Here is an 18303-nt window from a genome sequence, read left to right as displayed (position 1 = left end):
GTCCACCCAGCGCGTGCTGGAGGTGGCGGCGGCGCGGGCCAGGGGCGTGGAGCGTTCGGACGTGGAGCGCGAGCGCCCCCGGGTTTCGGAGCAGCCCTTTGATTCGGACCGGCGGCGCATGAGCGTCCTGCGCTCGGACGGCGTGCTCTACGTGAAGGGCGCGCTGGAGGCGCTCCTCCCGCTGTGCCGGCAGGTGCCTCCGGGCGTGGCGGAGGCCCTGGCCCTGCTGGCGGGGCGCGCCCTGCGCGTGCTGGCCGTGGCGGAGGGGCGGGGCCCTGACGAGCGGGACCTCACGCTGGTGGGGCTGGTGGGGCTCGCGGATCCGCCCCGGCCCGAAGCGGTGGAGGCCGTGCGCGCGGCGCGCGAGGCCGGGGTGCGCACGGTGATGATCACCGGCGACCATCCCGCCACGGCCCTGGCCATCGCGAAGGAGCTGGGCCTCCTGCGCGAGGGTGAATCACCCGAGGGCACCGTGCACGCGCGGGCGACCGCGGAAGAGAAGCTCCACATCGTGCGCGGCTGGAAGGCGCGCGGGGAGGTGGTCGCCATGACGGGGGACGGGGTGAACGACGCGCCGGCCCTGCGCGAGGCCCACATCGGCATCGCCATGGGCCGCACCGGCGCGGAGGTCACCCGCGAGGCGTCCGACCTCATCCTCACGGACGACAACTTCGCGAGCATCGTGGCGGCCGTGCGCGAGGGGCGCGGCATCTACGAGAACATCCGCAAGACGCTCGTCTACCTGCTGGCGGGCAACGCCGGTGAGCTGGTGCTGATGCTCGGCGCGTCGCTGCTGGGGCTGCCCCTGCCGCTGCTGCCCCTGCACCTGCTCTGGGTGAACCTCGTCACCGACGGGCTGCCGGCCCTGGCGCTGGTCATGGACCCCGCCCCTCCGGACGTCATGCGGCGGCCACCGCGGCGGCCGGAGGAGCCCATGCTGGGCCGGCGGGAGTGGACGGCGGTGCTGGCCACGGGCCTGCTGGACGCCACTGTCACGCTGGGCACCTTCCTCTGGAGCCTCCAGCACCTGCCGGTGGAGGAGGCGCGCACCCTGACCTTCACCGTGCTGGTGTGCTGCCAGGTGCTGCGGTCCTTCGCCGCGCGCAGCGTGGGGCTGCTCCACTGGGAGGTGGGCGCCTTCGACAACCGGCCGCTGCTCGCGGTGGCGGCCCTCACCCTGGCGCTGCAGGTCGCCCTGCCGGAGGTGCCCGCGCTCGCCGCGTTCTTCTCGCTGGTGCCGCTGGATGCCGCGCACCTCGCGCTCGCCCTGGGGCTGGGGTTCATCCCGGTGAGCGTGCTGGAGCTGCGCAAGCTGCTGCTGCGCGGGATGGCGCGGGCCCGGGCGCGCGCCCCCCTCGGCGGTTGACGCGGCGGCCGGGCCGGGCTCCTCAGCGCGGGAGCACCTGCTCCGCCCGGACCTCCGTCGCCCCCAGGGGCTCACCCCGCTCGAAGCGGCGGATGCTTTCGAGCGTGGTGCGGGCGATGGCGCCCAGGGCCTCCCGGGTGAGGAAGGCCTGGTGCGCGGTGATGAGCACGTTGGGGAAGGTGAGCAGCCGCGCGAGCACGTCGTCCTGGAGCACCTGTCCGGAGAGGTCCTGGAAGAAGACGCCTTCCTCCTCCTCGTACACGTCCAGCCCGGCGGCCCCCAGGTGGCCGGACTTGAGCGCCGCCAGCAGGGCATGGCTGTCGATGAGCGCCCCGCGGCCGGTGTTGATGAGCATCGCTCCGGGCTTCATCCGCGCGAGCGCCGCCCCGTCGATGAGGTGGCGCGTGCCGGGCGTGAGGGGCAGGTGCAGGGAGAGGATGTCCGCCCGGGCCAGGGCCTCCGGGAGCGCCACGGGCTCCAGGTGCAGCCGCCGCGCATCCTCTTCCTTCAGCTGGGGATCCACCGCGAGCAGCCGGCAGCCGAAGCCGTGGAAGATGCGGGCGGTGGCGCGGCCGATGCGCCCCAGCCCCACCAGGGCCACCGTCTTGCCGTGCAGGTCGAACCCCACCAGCCCGTCCAGCGAGAAGTTCCACTCGCGCACCCGCGCGTAGGCGCGGTGCACCTTGCGGTTGAGCGCGAGCACGAGCGCCGCGGTGTGCTCGGCCACGGCCTCGGGTGAGTACTCGGGCACGCGCACGACGGTCATCCCCAGCCGGGCGGCCTCCGCCAGGTCCACGTGGTTGAAGCCCGCCGAGCGCAGCGCCACCAGCCGCGTGCCCCCCTTCGCCAGCGCCTGGAGACAGGGGCCGTCCAGCCGGTCATTCACGAAGGAGCACACCCCGGGGAAGCCCGCCGCCAGTCCCACCGTCTGCGGCGTCAGGCGGGGCTCGAACCAGGTCAGCTCATGGCCGAACGCGGCGTTGGCCTCCTCGAAGGCGGTGCGGTCGAAGCGGTGGGTGTCGAAGAAGGCGATGCGCATGGGCGTGTCCCCTGGGCGGCGCGTGAAGGAGGCCGCGGGCTCCTCGCCGGACTCTGCATCCGCCATGCGCGGCGGGGACACCGGCCCCGGGGGATGGGTGGGCGCAAGCGTTGCGCGGTGCACGGGGGCCTGTGTGCAACTCCTGCGGGGGCGCGCCGCGCACGGCCCGGGACAACAGTGGCATGCATCCTGTAAAGCGGTGGGGGTGGGCCGCGCGGCGTGGGGGGCCCGGGACGCGATACGGGAGACGGAAGGACGCTCGATGAATGCCACGCGTGAAGAGACGGGCCGGCGGTTGCGCCAGCGGTGGCGGGCCCTGCTGGAGCTGCGGCGCAGGCACCGGGACCTGTTGCGTGAAGTCACCGGCGCCGGGGCTCCTGAGTGGGTGGACCGCGCGATGGCCCTGGAGGAGACGCGGCTGCTCGACGCGCTCGACGCTCGCGAGGCGCGAGCCCTGGAGGCGCTGGAGCGCGCGCTGGAACACCTTCCGGCGGACGGCCTGCCCCGGTGCGAGGGCTGCGGCGCCGTCATCCAGCCCGAGCGGCTCCAGGTCGTGCCCGAGGCCCGGTGCTGCCCCTGGTGCGCGGCGGGCGGACGATGAGCCCGTCTCCCAAGGCCCCGGTCGCCATCGGGTGGTTTGCGCTGGGGTACTTCGCCTGCTACCTGCCCTACAGCGCGCTGACGAAGGCGCTGAGCCTGGGCGCCCTGCCGGGGATGAGCGCGGGGCTGCCGGGCTTCGTGCTGCTGCCCTCCACGGCGCTGGCCACGCTCGCGGGGATGTTCGCGTACCTGACGTGGAGCGGCGCCTTCCAATACGCGGGGCGACGGCGCTTCGGGCCGGTGAGCCTGCCCTGGCCGGGGCGCTGGACCTTCCTGTCGGGCCTGTGCACCACGGGCATCATCGCCACCACCACGCTGGCGTACACCTTCGACGGGACCTCCATCGTCTTCATGATGCTGCTGATGCGCGGCGGCGTGCTGGTGCTCGCGCCGCTGGTGGACGCGGTGAGCGGCCGGAGCGTCGCGTGGCCTTCCCGTGTGGCGCTGGGGGTGAGCCTTGCCGCGCTGCTCGTCGCGGCGGGGCCGGGCGCGGAGCCGCGCCTCTCCCTGGTGGCGGGGCTGGACTGGGCGGTGTACGTCGCCAGCTACTTCGTGCGGCTGCGCTTCATGAGCCGGCTGGCGAAGAACCACGTGCCCGGCGCGCGCGAGCGCTACTTCGTGGAGGAGCAGATGGTGGCCGCGCCCGCGCTCGTCGTCCTGCTCGCGCTGTGGGCCTTCGCGGGCGTGGGGGGCGCCGCGGCGCAGCTGCGCGAGGGCTTCACCGGGATGTTCACGCGGCCCACGCTGGCCGTGGAGCTGGCCGTGGGGCTCCTCTCCCAGGGCAGCGGCATCTTCGGGGGGCTGGTGCTGCTGGATGCGCGGGAGAACACCTTCACCGTACCCATCAACCGCGCCTCCAGTGTGTTCGCGGGCGTGGGCGCGACGGCCGTGCTCTCCGCGTGGCTGGGGCTCTCCGGCGTGAGCGTCCGGGAGCTGGCGGGCGCCGCGCTGGTGACGGTGGCCGTCGCGGTGCTCGCGGCGCCGGGCGTGCTCGCGGCGCGGCGCAAGCGCTCCGCCTCCCTGTCACTTCCCCCGGCCCCCTGAAGCTCGCGCGCGACGAGGACCCCATGCCCGGTGACCCCATCACGACCCTGGCGCTGCGGATGCTCCTGTCCCGCCGGGACGCGCTGCGTGCCTCGCGCGCGGGCGAGGCGGTGGCTGTCCGGCCGCCCGTGCGGGGAGCGTGCCTCCCGCCGCGCGAGCTGGAGGAGGTGGAGGCGGCGCTCGAGCGCATCGAGCAGGGCCGCTTCGGCGGCTGCGAGCAGTGCGGGGGCGCCATTGGCCGGCAGCGGCTGCTCGCCGTCCCGGAGGCGCGCTGCTGCCTGACGTGCGCGGACGCGCGGGCCCGGGACGCGAACGCATGAAGGCCCTGGAGTCATGTCTGTTAAGCAGGGGCATGGCCCCAGAACGCATCCTGGTCGTGGATGACGAGGTGAACGCGCGGCGCGCCCTGGCCACCCTCCTCTCGGAGGAGGGCTACGAGGTCCGGGAGGCCGCGGACGGCGCGGAGGCGCTCGCCGCGCTCCCGGACTTCTCACCCGCGCTGGTGCTCACCGACGTGCGGATGCCGCGCATGGACGGCGTCACCCTGCTGCGCCGCGCGAAGGAGGAAGGCAGCGACGCGGCCTTCGTGATGATGACGGCGTTCGCCACGGTGGAGGCGGCGGTGGAGGCCATGCGCCTGGGCGCGGAGAGCTACCTCACCAAGCCGCTGGACCTGAACGCCGTGCTCGTCGTGCTGGCCAAGGCGCTGGAGACGCGTCGGCTGAAGCAGGAGGCGCGGCAGCTGCGGGAGCGGGTGGCGGAGCGCTTCCGCGTGGGCAACATCATCGGGGACGCGCCCGAGCTCCAGGGCGTGTATTCCCTCATCCACCAGGCGGCCCCCACGCGGGCCACGGTGCTCATCCTGGGGGAGAGCGGCACGGGCAAGGAGCTGGTGGCCCAGGCGCTGCACGAGCTCAGCCCGCGCAAGGCGCGCCCCTTCGTCAAGGTGCACTGCGCGGCGCTCAGCGAGGGCCTGCTGGAGAGCGAGCTGTTCGGCCACGAGCGGGGGGCCTTCACCGGCGCCCTGGCGCGCAAGGAGGGCCGCTTCGAGCTGGCGGACGGGGGCACCCTGTTCCTGGACGAGATCGGCGAAATCTCCCCGGCCGTGCAGGTGAAGCTCTTGCGCGTGCTGCAGGGCCGCGAGTTCGAGCGCGTGGGCGGCACGCAGACGTTGAAGGTGGACGTGCGCATCGTGGCGGCCACCCACCGCGACCTGGAGGCGGAGGTGAAGGCGGGCCGCTTCCGCGAGGACCTCTATTACCGCCTCAACGTGGTGGCGGTGACGCTGCCGCCCCTGCGCCGGCGCAAGGCGGACATCCCCGCGCTGGTGAGCCACTTCATCGAGCGCTGCAACGGGGTCCATGGCAAGGCCGTGAAGGGGCTGGCGCCCGGCACCCTGGAGGCGCTGATGAGCCACGACTGGCCGGGCAACATCCGCGAGCTGGAGAACGCGGTGGAGCGCGCCGTGGTGCTCGCGCGAGGAGAGGAGCTCACGGCGGACGACCTGCCGCCCGTGCTGCGCGGCCCCCGCCCCAGCGCCGGGGGATCCGACCGGCTCATCCCCGGCGCGACGCTCGCCGCCATCGAACGCGAGGCCATCCTCCGCACGCTGGAGATGGTGCAGGGCTCCACCACGCGCGCCGCGGAGGTGCTGGGCATCAGCGTGCGGAAGATCCAATACAAGCTCAAGGAGTACGGCGGCGGTGGCGCCGGCCCGGACGAGGAGCCGGCCGGGTCTTGAAGCCCCGCGCGCAAGGAAGGGATTCGCCATGGAAGCTGGACCTGGAGGCGTGACGGACGACATCCTGGAGGAGCTCCAGCGCTACGTGGGGTTCTCCGCCGGCGACGGTGAGGCCCTGCGGGAGCTGCACCCCATCGCCTGCGCGCACTTCGAGCGCATCGCGGACGTCTTCTACCGGCGCATCCTCGAACACCCGGGGGCGCGCGAGGCGCTGGAGGGGGGCGAGAGCCGGGTGGGGCACCTCAAGGTGACCCTCCAGGACTGGATGGGGTCGCTGCTATTGGGGCCGTGGGACGCGGCCTGGTTCGAGCGCCGCTGCCGCATCGGACGGGTGCACGTGCGCATCCACCTGCCGCAGCACTACATGTTTGGCGCCATGAACCTGCTGCGCCAGGAGCTGACGGCGGTGATGGAGGAGTCGCTGCGCGACGACCCCGCCCGGACCGCCCGCCTGGGCCGGGCGCTGGGGAAGATCCTCGACCTGGAGCTCGCCATCATGCTGCACACGTACCGCGAGGACCTGCTGGCCCAGGCGGCCCGGGCCGAGCGGCTGGCGACCTTCGGGCAGCTGGTGGGCTCCATCGGCCACGAGCTGCGCAACCCCCTGGGCGTCATCGAGACGTCGCTCTTCATCCTCAAGGGCCGCCCCGCCGCGACGGAGGACGCGCGCGTGGCCAAGCACCTGGGCCGCATCGGGGAACAGGTGGGGGTCGCCAACCACATCATCACCAGCCTGCTGGACATGATCCGCTCCCGCCCGCTGGTCCGCGCGCCGCTGCGCCTCACGGAGGTCTGGGCCTCCGCGCGGAAGGCCGTCGCGCCGCCCCCTCGGGTGCGCGTGCGCGAGGAGGGCCTGGACGCCCTGCCCCCGCTGGAGGGGGACGCGGTGCAGCTGCGGCAGGTCTTCGTGAACCTGCTGCAGAACGCGGTGCAGGCCCTGGACGAGCGCGAAGGCGAGGTGCGGCTGACGGCGGACGTCCCGGAGGACGGGGCGCGGCGGGTCCGCCTGGTGCTGGAGGACAGCGGCCCGGGCCTGGACCCGGCCATCCGCGCGCGCGTCTTCGAGCCGCTGATGACCACGAAGGCGCGCGGGCTGGGGCTGGGCCTGGCGCTCGTGCGGCGCATCCTCGAACGGCATGGCGGCGGCATCGCGTACGCTCCCTCCGCAGCCGGAGCCGGGCCGGGAGGGGCCCGCTTCGTGGTGGAGCTTCCCCTGACGCTGGAGCCTTCCTGATGGGCCGCTTCCTGTTGGTGGATGACAACCGGGCCTTCGCGGAGAACCTGGCGGAGATCCTGGAGGACGCAGGCCACTCGGCCACCGTGGTGGACGGGGGCGAGGCCGCGCTCCAGGCCGCGCGCGAGGTGCGCTACGACGTGCTCATCACCGACATGTGCATGGCCGGGATGAGCGGCGCCGCGCTGGTGCACCACCTGCGTCAGCGGGACCCGGGGCTCGCGGCCATCGTCGTCACCGCGCACCCCGGGGAGGCCGACCTCGCGTGGGCGCGCGCGGAGGGCGTGCTCGCGGTGCTGCCCAAGCCGGTGCCGGTGCCCGCGCTGATGGAGCTGCTCACGCGGGCCCGCCGCGACGGCCTCGTCATGCTGGTGGAGGACGACGTCCACCTCGCGGACAACCTCACGGAGGTGCTGCGCGAGCGCGGCTTCACGGCCGTGGTCGCGCGCTCGGTGCCGGACGTGGCGGGGCTGGCGTCCGTCCGCCCCTTCGCGGCGCTCGTGGACCTGCGCGTGCCGGGCGGCCCCGACGGAGAGGCGCTGCGCCGCGTGCGGGAGCGCTTCCCCGGCACCACCCCCTTCGTCGTCACGGCCTACCCCGAAGCGCTGCCCGCGGACTTCGAGGGCCGGTGGGTCCGCAAGCCCTTCGACACCGGGGCGCTGCTCGCCGAACTGGAGCACGTGCACGGAGAGCGCGCGTGACGGGGAGCGCGGGGGAGCGGCCCCGGGTGCTGGTGGTGGATGACAACGCGGCGTTCCTGGACAACATGAAGGAGCTGCTGGAGGACCAGGGCTACGTCGTCTCCAGCGCGACGAGCTGCGCGGGGGCGCTGGAGCGGGCGCCGGCGGGCTTCGACGTGGCGCTGGTGGACGTGCGGCTGCCGGACGGAGAGGGCTCGTGGCTCGCCCCCCGGCTCAAGGCGCTGGTGCCGGACGGAGAGGTGGTGCTGCTCACGGGCCTGGGCATGCTGGAGGCGGCGGTGGCCGCGGTGCACGCGGGCGCGTGCGCGTACCTCCTCAAGCCCTGCGCCACGCCGGAGCTGCTGATGACCCTGGAGCAGGCGCTGCGCCAGGTGCGGCTGCACCGCGAGAAGCGGGTGCTGGCCCGGCGCGCGCAGGTGTCGGAGAAGCTGGCCGCGGTGGGCACGCTGACCGCGGGCCTGACGCATGAAATCCGCAACCCCCTCAACGCCGCTGGCCTGCAACTCACCGTCCTGGAGCGGCGGGTGCGCAGGCTGGAGGAGTCCGTCCAGGGGCCGCTCCTGGAGCCGCTGCTGCTGGTGCGGGATGAAATCCGCCGCCTGGACCACATCCTGGAGGACTTCCTCCAGTTCGCCCGTCCCCGCGAGTTCAGGTCGGACGCCGTGGCGGTGGCGCCGCTGTTCGAGCGGGTGGGCAGCCTCCTGGCCTGGCAGGCCGAGCAGCGCGGCGTGACGCTGGAGGTGGAGCCGCCGGGCGCGCTGGAGGTGTGGGGGGAGGAGGAGCGGCTGCGGCAGGTGCTGCTGAACCTGGCGCTCAACGCGCTGGAGGCGGCGCCGCCGGGAGGCCGGGTGCGCTTCAGCGCGAGCGCGCAAGGAGAAGAGGTGGCGCTCTTCGTGGACGACAGCGGGCCCGGCGTGCCGGTGCAGTCGCGGGGGAGGCTCTTCGAGCCCTTCTTCACGACGAAGGCGAGCGGCAGCGGGCTGGGGCTCTCCATCGTGCACGCCATCGTCACCCAGCACGGCGGCACCCTCCAGGTGGAGGATGGCCCGCTGGGCGGCGCGCGCTTCAGCGTGCACCTGCCCGGAGCACCGGGGACGCAGCCGCGCTGACGGGGCTCAGGGCGCGGCCGGCGCGGGCGTCACGCCGACGGTCCGCGCGTTGCCGTCCTGGTCCACCTCCAGCTTGAGGCGCGGCGTCCCCTGGGCGTCGTGGATGACGATGCTCGCCACGCCGTCCACCACGCCCATCGTGATGCGCTCCTTCCAGTCCTTCCGGAAGGTGACGGTGGGATTCTCCTTCTCCAGGCCCATGCACATGGCCTCGTAGCTCTCCTCGCTGTCGAAGCAGAGCGCGCGGACGCCAATGGAGTCGAGCATCCCCAGGCCTCCAATCTCCTGCCCGGTGGGGCTGAGGAACTGGATGCCGTAGGCGGTGACGGCGCGCTTGAGGCCCTGGGGGTCGGGCATGGGCGCCGCGATGCGCATGCGCGTCTGGCCGTTCTCGTCGACGATGTTCAGCTCCCGGACGGAGAGGGACTCCGCGGGGCGGGTCGCGGCGGTGGCGCCGGAGCACGCGCCCAGCACCAGCGCGCAGGAGGAGACAGCGGCCAACACGAACGGACGGAAGGAGGAGGAGGTCATGAGGGGGATCCTGGACGCCGGCTCCGCCTCTTTCCCCCGGGGGATGCCATCCTTCCGTCACGGGTTCGTCATGGGCACGGCGTCCTACGCGGGCAGCGTGCCCTGGCCGGTGGCCAGCGTGTTCATGAAGGACTTCACCTTCTGCACGTAGGTGGCGTCGCCGGTGCCGGCGGGGATGGCGTCCGGGTTGCTCTTGTCCACGCCGTTGGGGCCGGAGTTGTAGGCGCGCAGGGCCAGCTCATCGCTGCCGAACTGCTCCTTCATGTCCTTCATGTAGAAGGCGCCCGCCAGGATGTTGGTCTCCGGGTCGGAGAGGTCCTTGCCCTGGAGCTCCGGGTGCTTCGCCTGCAGCTCCCCGTAGGTGTTGGGGTTGACCTGCATCAGGCCCGTGTCCGTCAGGCCATTGCCGCCGTTGGTGGAGACGGCCTCCAGGTTGCCGCGCGACTCCTGCCAGATCTGCGCGGCCAGCATCTCCGCCGGCATGCCCGTCTTGGCGGAGGCGGACTCGATGGCGCTCCGGAACTTCTCCAGCCCCGGGGGCAGGTTGCCGCCCAGCTTCGTGCCGCCGCTCGAGGAGGACGTCGCGGGCCCCACGACGCCGGTGTTGCCATTGGACGCCTGGGACTGCGACGCCGCGGGCCCCACCACGCCGGTGTTGCCGTTGAGCGCCACGGGAGGCCGCGCCGGGTCCTGCGGCGTGAAGCTGCTGTCGGAGAAGGGCTGCGAACCCGTGCCGCACCTGCCGCCCTGCGCGCCCTGCGCGCCCTGGGCTCCGGAGAGCGCCTGCGCGCCGCCCGGCACGGCCTGCGCCACCAACTGCACGATGGACGTCAGCGCGGACAGCGTGTCCTGGAGCAGCTTGCCCAGCTCCGCGCCCTTGCCGGAGCCGATGTCGAAGCCGTCCTTCTGGAAGGCGGCGAGCCCCGGCGAGCCCGGCTTCTGGGCGGAGGAGAACCCGTCCACGCCACCCGGACGACCCGCGAGGCGGGGAGAGGCTGCGTCCTGCACCGGCATGCGGGACACGGAAGCGGAGGGGCTGCGGAGGGGCGAGATGGCCATGGCGGGGGACCTCGAAAGGGATTGGGTTTCGGTGAAGCGATGCAGGACCCCATAGCAGCCGGTGTGCCAGCCCCCGTGGACCGGGCGGGCGCGGACAACCCATGGATTTCACGGGCCACGTGCAGTGCCGCCGGGGCTTGTGCCTGGTGACTCCTGTCACCGGCCCGATGCCCTCCGTCATCAGCCGAACCCGCCGTCACCCTTCGAATGACAGGGGGGCCGGGCGTCGTGCAGAACGCTCCCATGGCCGACATCACCCACCGCACCGTCCGGACGAATGGCATCCACCTGCACCTCACCGAGGCCGGGCAGGGCCCGCTGGTGCTGCTCCTCCATGGCTGGCCGGAGTCCGGGTACTCGTGGCGCCACCAGCTCCGGGTGCTCGCGGACGCCGGCTACCACGCGGTCGCGCCCGACGTCCGCGGCTACGGCCAGAGCGACCGGCCCGAACCCGTCGAGGCCTACAGCATGAAGCAGCTGATGGCGGACTTCGTGGGCCTGCTGGATGCGCTGGGGGAGAAGACCGCGGTGGTGGTGGGCCACGACTGGGGCGCGGCGATGGCGTGGAGCTGCGCCGCGCTGCACCCGGACCGCTTCCGCGCCGTCGTGGGCATGAGCGTGCCGCACCTGGGCCGCACGCCCATGCCGCCGACCCAGCTCTTCCGGCACGTGTTCGGGGACAAGTGGTTCTACATCCTCTACTTCCAGGAGCCGGGCATCGCGGAGGCGGAGCTCGAAGCGGACATCCCGAGGACGCTCCGCATCACCCTGGGCGGCACCCCCGGCTTCGACACGCAGGCCGAGGCCGTGAAGTCGCGCCGCCAGGGCGACGGCTTCCTCACCGGCCTCCAGGTGCCGGAGCCGCTGCCCGCGTGGCTCACGGAGGCGGACCTCGCGCACTTCGCGAAGGAGCTTCAGCACAGCGGCTTCCGCGGCGGGCTCAATCGCTACCGCAACATGGACCGCGACTGGCAGGAGCTGCCCGAACTGGCGACGGCCCTCATCCCGCAGCCCGCCCTCTTCATCACCGGGGAGAAGGACCCGGGCCGCGCCTTCGCTCCGTTGGACGCCATGAAGGCCCTGGTGCCGCGGCTCCAGGACGTGCTCGTCATTCCGGGCGCGGGCCACTGGGTTCAGCAGGAGCGCCCCGCGGAGGTGAACGCCGCCCTGCTGGCGTTCCTGAAGTCACTGCCCGCCTGAGTCCCCGTGCCGGGGCAGGCGCACGGTGAACGTGGTGCCTTGCTTGAGGTTGGAGGTGACGTCGACGGTGCCGCCGTGGGCCTCCACCAGCTGCTTCACGATGTAGAGCCCCAGGCCCACGCTGCGGCTGGTGGAGTCCACCTCCGATGACGCGCGCTGGAGGGGCTCGAAGATGCGGGGGAGCTTCTCCGGGGGGATGGGCGTGCCCTGGTTGTGCACGGACAGGCACACCCACCCGTCCTCGCCCCGGGTCGTCACCTGCACCGGGCTCGCCTCGGGGCTGTACTTGATGGCGTTGGTGACCAGGTTCTGCACCACCTGGGCAATCCGCTCGGAGTCCCACACGCCCGTCGCGTCGCCCCGCTCCTGCACCCGCAGGGTGCGGCCGGGGTGCGCCGCATCCACTTGATCCAACACCTGCCGGGCCACCTGGTTCAGGTCCGCGGCTCGGGGCGAGATGGGGATGCCCTCGCCCAGCCGGGCCTGGGTGAAGTCGAGCAGGTCTCCCACGAGCCGCACCGCGCGGTGCACGGCGGACTGGATGCGCAGCACGGACTGGGAGGTGCGCGCGTCCAGCTCGTCGCGGCGGGCCATGGCGCTCACCGTCAGGTGGATGGCGTTGAGCGGGGTGCGCAGGTCATGGCTGACGATGCCGATGAGCTGCTGCTCGAAGTCGACGCGGTCCTGGAGCTGCTGGGTCAGGACGGCCGCGCGTTGGTGAGACCGCACCGCGTCCGTGACGTCCCAGGCCACGGCCATGAAACCCTCGACCGTGCCCGCCAGGTCCCGCATGGGCACGTGCGTGTAGTTGAAGTAGTGCTCCACCCGCTCGCCCGTGTCCTGGCGGGTGAATTCGAAGCGCTCCTCCGTGAAGACCCGGGGCTCCCCCTGCTGGAAGACGGGGTCGCAGGCCTTCTCGATGATGGACGGTCCCTGCTCCTCGGGCAGCACTTCGCGCAAGGGCTTGCCGAGCACCTCCTCGCACCCTCGCTCCCAGAAGCGGCACTGGACGGGGTTGGCGAACTGGATGACGTGGTGGGGGCCCCGGTAGATGGCGATGCCCACCGGGGCCTGCTCGAAGATGGCGTAGAGCTTGTGGCGCTCCGCCTCCGCCTCGGCATGGGACGACCGCTCCCGGGCAAGCAGCGCCACGTGGGCCTCCTCCGCCAGCTTGCGCGCGGTGACGTCCTGCGTGACCTTCACGAACCCGCAGGGCTGGCCCGCGTCGTCACGCAACAGCCACAGGTCTATCTCCGCGATGAAGAAGCTCCCGTCCTTGCGCTGCCGGGGCTCCTCGCCCTGGTAGTGCCCCGTCTCGAAGGCCTCCTTCAGCTCATTCTCCGGACGCCCCTGTTGGCGGTACTCCTCGGGAAAGAGCATGCGGAAGTGCTGGCCCAGGATCTCCTCGGCGCGCCAGCCCTTGATGTGCTCGGCGCCCGGGTTCCAGCTGATGATGTGCCCTTGCAGGTCGAGGCCGAAGATGGCGCGGTCCTTCGCGCTCTGGACCAGGAAGCGGAAGAGCACATCCGTGTCCTGGATTGCGTGCGTGCACTCCATTCGTGCCACGGTCCCTCCAGGTCGTGAAACACGCGGGCCGTGAGCCGCCGTTCCCCGCGGCACAGGGAGCGGACGCGCCGGGCCCCGGCCGGAGCGCTGGCCACTCCCTGGGAGAGGGCGGCCAGCAGGAGTGGCGGCCTCAGCAGGGAGGGGCGCATGCGGAGGGCTCGCGGTGCCAGGGCAGGGGGCACTTCCCGTAGCTCAGTCCTGCGCCGTGGGACGGACAATCACCTCGCCCACGTCCACGTCGGCGGGCTGCTCGATGGCGAAGGCCATGGCCCGGGCAATCGCATCCGGTGGAATCGCGAGCTGGTCCCGGACCTCCTCGAACCGGGCCCGGAGCTCCGGATTCTTCACGTGCTCGAGGAAGTTCGTCCGGGTCATCCCTGGCGAGATGACCGTCACCCGCAACCTGGGGCCCGCCTCCTGCCGCAGGCCTTCGGAGATGGCTCGCACGGCGAACTTCGTCCCCGCGTAGACCGCCTGGCCGGGCACGATCCGGTGCGCCGAGGTCGACGCGGTGTTGATGAAGTGCCCGAAGCCCTGCTCGCGGAAGACCGGCAGCGCCGCGGCGATGCCGTACAGCACCCCCTTGATGTTGGTGTCGACCAACTCCTCCCAGTCGTCAATGCGCAGGTCGTCCAGCGGCGAGGTCGCCAGGCTGCCCGCGTTGTTGATGAGCACGTCCAGCCTGCCAAACCGCTCACGGGCCAGGTGGACGAGCCCGGCGACGTCCTCGCGCCGTCTCACGTCGGTCCGTGCGCAGAGGGCCTCCCCTCCCGCCTGGGTGATGCGCTCCACCACCGGCTCCAGCCGCTCCAGCCGTCGCGCGCCAAGGACGACCTTCGCGCCACGCCCGGCGAGCAGCAGCGCCGCCGCTTCGCCAATGCCGCTGCTGGCTCCGGTGATGGCAATGACCTTGTCCTGGATGCCTGACATGACGCCTCCCTGCCCGGCCAGGTGAGGGGAGGGCCGGGCGTGCGATGCAAGACGTAGCCATGCCGGGGCATGCCGGGCTTGGACGTTGTTGACAGGGCGTGCAGGTCAACTTCGCCCAAGCCAGCGGGGAAGCTCATCCCTAGAGTCCAACCGTGCCCGCTCTCTCTCACGCCGTCGTGGATGGCCCCCTGTCCATCCAGACCTTCCTGTTCCCGGAACTGACGGGCTTGCGACTGGTGCGCTACCGGACCGACGGGCGGCTGCTGCGCTCCGTGAAGGAACGTTTCTCCGTGATGGTGACGCAGCGGGGGCACTCGGAGTGGTGGGGGCGGGGCAAGGTCCATTCCTCCTCGCCCCGAACGGTCGACCTCAAGCAGATGGGCGAGGTGCACCGCGACCTGCGCCGAGACGGACCCGCCCGCTTCCAGGTCATCGCCTTTGACGAGTCCCTCGTCGCCGAGGCCCGCGAGGCGCTGGGCGCGCCGGCCTCCGCCCGGCTTCGCCAGCTCCAACTCGAAACATCGCAGCCCGCGGCGGCCGCCTTCGTGCGCCTCCACGCCTTGCTGGATGCGGGCCTGGAGGGACGCTCCAGCGCCCTCGCGCTCCAGACATCCCTGGCCGAAGCCCTCTCCTCGCTGGTCGGATGTCTGGATCCTTCAGGCGCAGTGGCGCGGCGCTACCGCTGGCCCATCCGGCGCGTGGTGGAGGCCCTGCACGAAGCCATTCCGGAGGGCATCACCCTGGAGTCGCTGGCCCAGCAGGTGGGCTGGAACCGGTTCCACCTGTGCCGCGCCTTCCGCGAGGAATTGGGCATGCCTCCGCACGCATACCTCACCCACCTGCGCGTCTCGCGAGCCCAGCGGCTGCTGTCCCAGGGACTGGCGCCCGCGGAGGTCGCGCTCCAGGTCGGGCTCTGTGATCAGAGCCAGCTCAACCGGCACTTCAAGCGCATCGTCGGCATCACCCCGGGACAGTTCGCGCGCGCCGTGCAGTGAGGCCGCCGTCACGAAAGCTCCCGGAAGACCGCTTCGATGTTGTTGCCGTCCGGGTCCAGCACGAAGGCGGCGTAGTAACCGGCGGGATAGCCCGCTTCGACACCGCGCAGCCCGGGCGGCCCGTTGTCGGTTCCGCCCGCCGCCACCGCGGCCGCGTGGAAGGCGTCGACCTGGGCGCGGCTCGTGGCGGCGAAGGCCGTGTGTTGCTTCACGCCGTGAGGATGGAAGCGGTCGATCCAGAAGATGGGGTAGTCGCGGCCATAGCCAATGCCATCCGCCCCGGTGTCCTGGGGGAGCTGCATGGCGCGGCGCAGGCCGAGCGCCCCCAACGCCGCGTCGTAGAAGGCCGCCGAGCGGGCGACGTCCGCGACGCCAATGCCGGTGTGATCGATCATGGTCCTCAGTGTATGGGCGCGAAGCCGCGCTCGCGCATCAGCGCGTCGAGGCTCGCGTCCTTTCCACGAAACTTCCGGTAGCCCTCGAACGGATCGACGGTGTTGCCCACGGAGAGCACGTGCTCGTGCAGCCGCGCGGCCACCTTCGCGTCATAGGGACCTCCGGCTTCCTGGAAGGCCTCGAAGGCATCCGAGGCCAGCATGTCCGCCCAGAGGTAGCGGTAGTAGCCCGCCGCGTAGGCGTTGCTGGAGAAGACGTGGCTGAAATGGGGCATGCGGAAGCGCATGCCGACCTCCACGGGCGCGCCCATCTGGCGGAGCACGTCGCGCTCGAAGGCGTCGGGGTCGATGCGCTTCGCACCCGCCAGATGCATCTTCATCTCCACCAGCGCGGAGGTGAGGAAGTCGACGGTGTAGAAGCCCTGGTTGAACGTCGCCGCCTTCTGGATGCGGGCCACGAGCGCCTGGGGCATGGGCTGTCCCGTCGTATGATGCACCGCGAAGCGGCTCAGCACCTCCGGCGTGGCGAGCCAATGCTCGAACAGCTTGGACGGGAACTCCGCGTAGTCGCTCAACACGCGGCCACCGCCGAGCGACGGGTACGTCACGTCTCCGCTCAGCGTGTGCAGCGCGTGGCCGAACTCGTGGAACAGCGTCTGCGCGTCGCGCCAGCCGAGCAGCGCGGGGCTGCCCGCTCCCGGCTTCACGAACGGCATGCTGATGGCCACCAGGGCCGGCACCTCGCCCCGGAAGCGCTCCTGGACGCGGTACGTCTCCGTCTGCCCTCCGTTGTACTTGCCCTCGCGCGCATAGGGGTCGAAGTAGAGGAGCCCGCGCTCCCGGCCGCTCTCCCGGTCCTTCACCGCGAAGACGCGCACGTCCGGATGGTAGACGGGCACGTCCGGCGCGGGCGTGAAGGTGTAGCCGAAGAGCTGACCCGCCACCCAGAACATGCCCTCGCGCAGGGTCTCCAGCTGGAGGTAGGGCTTCACCTCGCTGTCGTCGAAGTCATACGCCTGCTTGCGCACCTTCTCCGCGTAGTAGCGGTAGTCCCACGGGGCGATGGGCTCCTCCTGGCCCTGGCTCCGGGCAATGGCGGTCATCGCGGCGACCTCTTCGCGCACGCGCGCGACCGCGGGCGTCCACATCGTCTCCAGCAGCTTCATCGCGCGCTCAGGATTCTTCACCATCGCGCGCTGGAGCTGGCGGTGTGCGTGGGTGGGGAAGCCCATGAGCTTCGCCTGCTCCGCGCGCGCCGCGAGGATCTGCGTGATGACGGCGTTGTTGTCATGCGAGTCGCCGTGGTCGCCGCGGCTGTCGTAGTTGCGCCAGATCTTCTCGCGCAGCGCCCGCCGCTCCGAATACGTGAGGAAGTCCGCCACCACCGAGCGGGTGTTGGCCACGGCCCACCTTCCCGGCTGTCCGCGCGCCGTAGCCTCAGCGGCCGCGGCCTTTCGCAGCGGCTCCGGCAGGCCCGCCAGGTCCGCCTCGTTCTCCAGGAGGGTGTAGCGCTTCTCGTCGGCGAGCACGTTCTGGTTGAACGTCGTGTAGAGCGTGGCGAGCTTTTGATTGAGCGCGGCCATTCGCCTGGCCCCCGCGGCATCCAGCAGGGCGCCCGAGCGCACGAAGTCGTCGTAGGAGGACGCCACCAGACGCTGCTGCTCTGGCGTCAGCTTCGCCTTCGCGGCCGAGTCCCGGACCGCCTTGATGCGGCGGAAGAGCTTCCGGTTCTGGGACTCTTCATCCCAGAACGCGGACAGCCGGGGCGCCATCTCGCGCTCCACGGCCTGGTACTCCGGTGAGCTCACGAACGAGGACCACGCGTTGTAGACCTCGTAGACGCGATTGAAGGTCCGGCCCGAGTCCTGGTACGCGGCGATGGTGTTCTCGAAGGTGGGGGGCTCCTTCGAGTCCACGATGGCGGCGACCTCGCTGCGTGCCTGCGCCATGGCGGCTTCGAGCGCTGGAGCGAAGTCCTCCACCCGCGCGCGGTCGAACGGCGGGACGCCTCCATGAGGCCCGGACCAGGGCGCGAGCAGGACATCCGGCGGCGAAGCGGGGGCCGCGAAGGCCGTGCCCGCCAGGAGGACGAGGCATGCTGCGATTCTGTGTCGTGGCATGCGGACAGAATACGGGTCAGGATTGAGCGGCCTCCATCGAATGGAATTCGCCCGGGAGCCTCGGATGGCCGCACTCGACCGAATTGATCGCGTGATTCTGGAGGCCCTCCAGAACAATGCACGGCTGTCCAACAAGGAATTGGCCGCGAAGGTGGGGCTGGCCCCGTCGTCGTGCCTCGCGCGGGTGAAGCGGCTGGAGACGGATGGGGTCATCCGCTCCTATCGCGCGGACCTGGATCCGCGCTCGCTGGGTTTGGGGCTCCAGGCGCTCATCGCCGTGCAGCTCCGGCTCCACGTGGGAGAAGCCTTCGGCAGCATTGGCGACCACCTGCGCTCGCTGCCGGAGACGGTGGCTGTCTATTGCCTGGGGGGTACCACGGACTTCCTGGTGCACGTCGTGTGTCGGGACACCGAACACCTGCGAGTGCTCACCATCCAGTCCTTCACCAGTCGTCCGGAGGTGAGCCGCATCGAGACGTCGCTGGTGTTCTCCTTCGCGCGCTCGGGGCTGCCGGTCGACCGGGGCGCCTGACGGGGGCGGCGCTGTAACCTTTTTTCGTCCCCGTTCGTGGTGGCCGTTGGATGCCCGGAATGCGCCGGGCGCCGGGACGGAGGACGGACATGCATGCGACGAAGGTGGCCGTGGTGGGCGGGGGACTGGGCGGGCTCACGG

Annotated in this window: 18 protein-coding genes; 11 read left to right on the top strand and 7 right to left on the bottom strand. The window is 71.9% G+C overall.

Going from position 1 to position 18303, the window contains the following annotated elements; all coding sequences use genetic code 11:
- Positions 1 to 1366: cation-translocating P-type ATPase (locus D7W82_RS29940; protein ID WP_147439625.1), on the top strand; the 1366-nt coding region annotated here is incomplete at its 5' end.
- 22 nt (positions 1367 to 1388) lie between these two features.
- Here the strand turns inward: D7W82_RS29940 and D7W82_RS29935 are convergent.
- On the bottom strand, positions 1389 to 2405 hold the full coding sequence (locus D7W82_RS29935) for a 2-hydroxyacid dehydrogenase (protein WP_120621605.1): 1017 nt from the start codon (positions 2403 to 2405) through the stop codon (positions 1389 to 1391).
- Between the two features lie 262 nt (positions 2406 to 2667).
- Between D7W82_RS29935 and D7W82_RS29930 the strand changes: the two genes are divergently transcribed.
- The 7 genes from D7W82_RS29930 to D7W82_RS29900 are packed head-to-tail and all read left to right on the top strand — an operon-like array spanning position 2668 to position 8834.
- A complete protein-coding gene (locus D7W82_RS29930; protein WP_120621600.1) occupies positions 2668 to 3006 on the top strand; it encodes a hypothetical protein in 339 nt (112 codons plus the stop codon).
- On the top strand, positions 3003 to 4049 hold the full coding sequence (locus D7W82_RS29925; protein WP_120621604.1) for a hypothetical protein: 1047 nt from the start codon (positions 3003 to 3005) through the stop codon (positions 4047 to 4049). The genes D7W82_RS29930 and D7W82_RS29925 overlap by 4 nt, the downstream gene beginning before the upstream one ends.
- 23 nt (positions 4050 to 4072) lie before the next feature.
- Complete coding sequence (locus tag D7W82_RS29920; protein WP_120621599.1) at positions 4073 to 4369, top strand: TraR/DksA C4-type zinc finger protein; 297 nt, start codon at positions 4073 to 4075, stop codon at positions 4367 to 4369.
- A 32-nt stretch (positions 4370 to 4401) separates the two neighbouring features.
- Positions 4402 to 5790 (top strand): sigma-54 dependent transcriptional regulator, encoded by a 1389-nt coding sequence (locus D7W82_RS29915; protein ID WP_120621598.1) that lies wholly within the window; start codon positions 4402 to 4404, stop codon positions 5788 to 5790.
- Between the two features lie 28 nt (positions 5791 to 5818).
- Positions 5819 to 7024 carry a sensor histidine kinase gene (locus D7W82_RS29910; protein WP_233588016.1) on the top strand — a complete coding sequence of 402 codons (1206 nt, stop codon included), beginning with the start codon at positions 5819 to 5821 and terminating at the stop codon, positions 7022 to 7024.
- Positions 7024 to 7725, top strand: a complete 702-nt coding sequence (locus D7W82_RS29905; RefSeq protein ID WP_120621596.1) for a response regulator — start codon at positions 7024 to 7026, stop codon at positions 7723 to 7725. Before D7W82_RS29910 ends, D7W82_RS29905 begins: the two co-directional genes overlap by 1 nt.
- Positions 7722 to 8834 (top strand): sensor histidine kinase, encoded by a 1113-nt coding sequence (locus D7W82_RS29900; protein ID WP_120621595.1) that lies wholly within the window; start codon positions 7722 to 7724, stop codon positions 8832 to 8834. Before D7W82_RS29905 ends, D7W82_RS29900 begins: the two co-directional genes overlap by 4 nt.
- A gap of 6 nt (positions 8835 to 8840) precedes the next feature.
- Here the strand turns inward: D7W82_RS29900 and D7W82_RS29895 are convergent, their stop codons facing one another.
- Together D7W82_RS29895 and D7W82_RS29890 are read right to left on the bottom strand one after the other, a co-directional pair.
- Positions 8841 to 9365 carry a hypothetical protein gene (locus D7W82_RS29895; protein WP_120621594.1) on the bottom strand — a complete coding sequence of 175 codons (525 nt, stop codon included), beginning with the start codon at positions 9363 to 9365 and terminating at the stop codon, positions 8841 to 8843.
- 84 nt (positions 9366 to 9449) lie between these two features.
- The gene (locus D7W82_RS29890; protein ID WP_120621593.1) at positions 9450 to 10424 is read right to left on the bottom strand and encodes a lytic transglycosylase domain-containing protein; all 975 of its coding nucleotides are present in this window, start codon (positions 10422 to 10424) and stop codon (positions 9450 to 9452) included.
- A gap of 243 nt (positions 10425 to 10667) precedes the next feature.
- Here D7W82_RS29890 and D7W82_RS29885 point away from each other — a divergent pair, with 243 nt between their 5' ends.
- A complete protein-coding gene (locus tag D7W82_RS29885; RefSeq protein ID WP_120621603.1) occupies positions 10668 to 11624 on the top strand; it encodes an alpha/beta fold hydrolase in 957 nt (318 codons plus the stop codon).
- Here D7W82_RS29885 and D7W82_RS29880 read toward each other — a convergent pair.
- Positions 11610 to 13181, bottom strand: coding sequence for a PAS domain S-box protein (locus D7W82_RS29880; protein ID WP_120621592.1), 1572 nt, complete (start codon positions 13179 to 13181; stop codon positions 11610 to 11612). The two genes, D7W82_RS29885 and D7W82_RS29880, sit on opposite strands and share 15 nt — an antisense overlap.
- Positions 13182 to 13382: 201 nt before the next feature.
- Positions 13383 to 14120, bottom strand: coding sequence for an SDR family oxidoreductase (locus tag D7W82_RS29875; protein ID WP_120621591.1), 738 nt, complete (start codon positions 14118 to 14120; stop codon positions 13383 to 13385).
- Between the two features lie 152 nt (positions 14121 to 14272).
- Here D7W82_RS29875 and D7W82_RS29870 point away from each other — a divergent pair, with 152 nt between their 5' ends.
- A complete protein-coding gene (locus tag D7W82_RS29870) occupies positions 14273 to 15115 on the top strand; it encodes a helix-turn-helix transcriptional regulator (RefSeq protein ID WP_120621590.1) in 843 nt (280 codons plus the stop codon).
- A gap of 8 nt (positions 15116 to 15123) precedes the next feature.
- Here D7W82_RS29870 and D7W82_RS29865 read toward each other — a convergent pair whose 3' ends face one another.
- Entirely contained in the window at positions 15124 to 15510 is a 387-nt protein-coding gene (locus D7W82_RS29865; protein ID WP_120621589.1) for a VOC family protein, read from the bottom strand.
- Positions 15511 to 15515: 5 nt separating this feature from the next.
- Positions 15516 to 17630, bottom strand: coding sequence for a M3 family metallopeptidase (locus tag D7W82_RS29860; RefSeq protein ID WP_233588015.1), 2115 nt, complete (start codon positions 17628 to 17630; stop codon positions 15516 to 15518).
- A 64-nt stretch (positions 17631 to 17694) separates the two neighbouring features.
- On the opposite strand from D7W82_RS29860, the gene D7W82_RS29855 reads away from it, so the two are divergent.
- Complete coding sequence (locus tag D7W82_RS29855; protein ID WP_120621588.1) at positions 17695 to 18162, top strand: Lrp/AsnC family transcriptional regulator; 468 nt, start codon at positions 17695 to 17697, stop codon at positions 18160 to 18162.
- Positions 18163 to 18303: the final 141 nt, after the last annotated feature.

Origin of the sequence: Corallococcus sp. CA049B (assembly GCF_003611685.1) — a bacterium.
Lineage (GTDB): Bacteria > Myxococcota > Myxococcia > Myxococcales > Myxococcaceae > Corallococcus > Corallococcus coralloides.
The sequence above is the reverse complement of the archived record's forward strand: the minus strand, read 5'-3'. Positions and strand labels throughout refer to the sequence as shown.

Excerpts from the sequence above, each read along its gene's own strand:
- D7W82_RS29915 (WP_120621598.1), top strand. The coding sequence starts at position 4,402 with ATGGCCCCAGAACGCATCCTGGTCGTGGATGACGAGGTGAACGCGCGG.
- D7W82_RS29860 (WP_233588015.1), bottom strand. The coding sequence starts at position 17,630 with ATGCCACGACACAGAATCGCAGCATGCCTCGTCCTCCTGGCGGGCACG.
- D7W82_RS29920 (WP_120621599.1), top strand. The coding sequence starts at position 4,073 with ATGCCCGGTGACCCCATCACGACCCTGGCGCTGCGGATGCTCCTGTCC.
- D7W82_RS29885 (WP_120621603.1), top strand. The coding sequence starts at position 10,668 with ATGGCCGACATCACCCACCGCACCGTCCGGACGAATGGCATCCACCTG.
- D7W82_RS29880 (WP_120621592.1), bottom strand. The coding sequence starts at position 13,181 with ATGGAGTGCACGCACGCAATCCAGGACACGGATGTGCTCTTCCGCTTC.
- D7W82_RS29875 (WP_120621591.1), bottom strand. The coding sequence starts at position 14,120 with ATGTCAGGCATCCAGGACAAGGTCATTGCCATCACCGGAGCCAGCAGC.
- D7W82_RS29930 (WP_120621600.1), top strand. The coding sequence starts at position 2,668 with ATGAATGCCACGCGTGAAGAGACGGGCCGGCGGTTGCGCCAGCGGTGG.
- D7W82_RS29925 (WP_120621604.1), top strand. The coding sequence starts at position 3,003 with ATGAGCCCGTCTCCCAAGGCCCCGGTCGCCATCGGGTGGTTTGCGCTG.
- D7W82_RS29935 (WP_120621605.1), bottom strand. The coding sequence starts at position 2,405 with ATGCGCATCGCCTTCTTCGACACCCACCGCTTCGACCGCACCGCCTTC.
- D7W82_RS29890 (WP_120621593.1), bottom strand. The coding sequence starts at position 10,424 with ATGGCCATCTCGCCCCTCCGCAGCCCCTCCGCTTCCGTGTCCCGCATG.
- D7W82_RS29905 (WP_120621596.1), top strand. The coding sequence starts at position 7,024 with ATGGGCCGCTTCCTGTTGGTGGATGACAACCGGGCCTTCGCGGAGAAC.
- D7W82_RS29855 (WP_120621588.1), top strand. The coding sequence starts at position 17,695 with ATGGCCGCACTCGACCGAATTGATCGCGTGATTCTGGAGGCCCTCCAG.
- D7W82_RS29865 (WP_120621589.1), bottom strand. The coding sequence starts at position 15,510 with ATGATCGATCACACCGGCATTGGCGTCGCGGACGTCGCCCGCTCGGCG.
- D7W82_RS29910 (WP_233588016.1), top strand. The coding sequence starts at position 5,819 with ATGGAAGCTGGACCTGGAGGCGTGACGGACGACATCCTGGAGGAGCTC.
- D7W82_RS29895 (WP_120621594.1), bottom strand. The coding sequence starts at position 9,365 with ATGACCTCCTCCTCCTTCCGTCCGTTCGTGTTGGCCGCTGTCTCCTCC.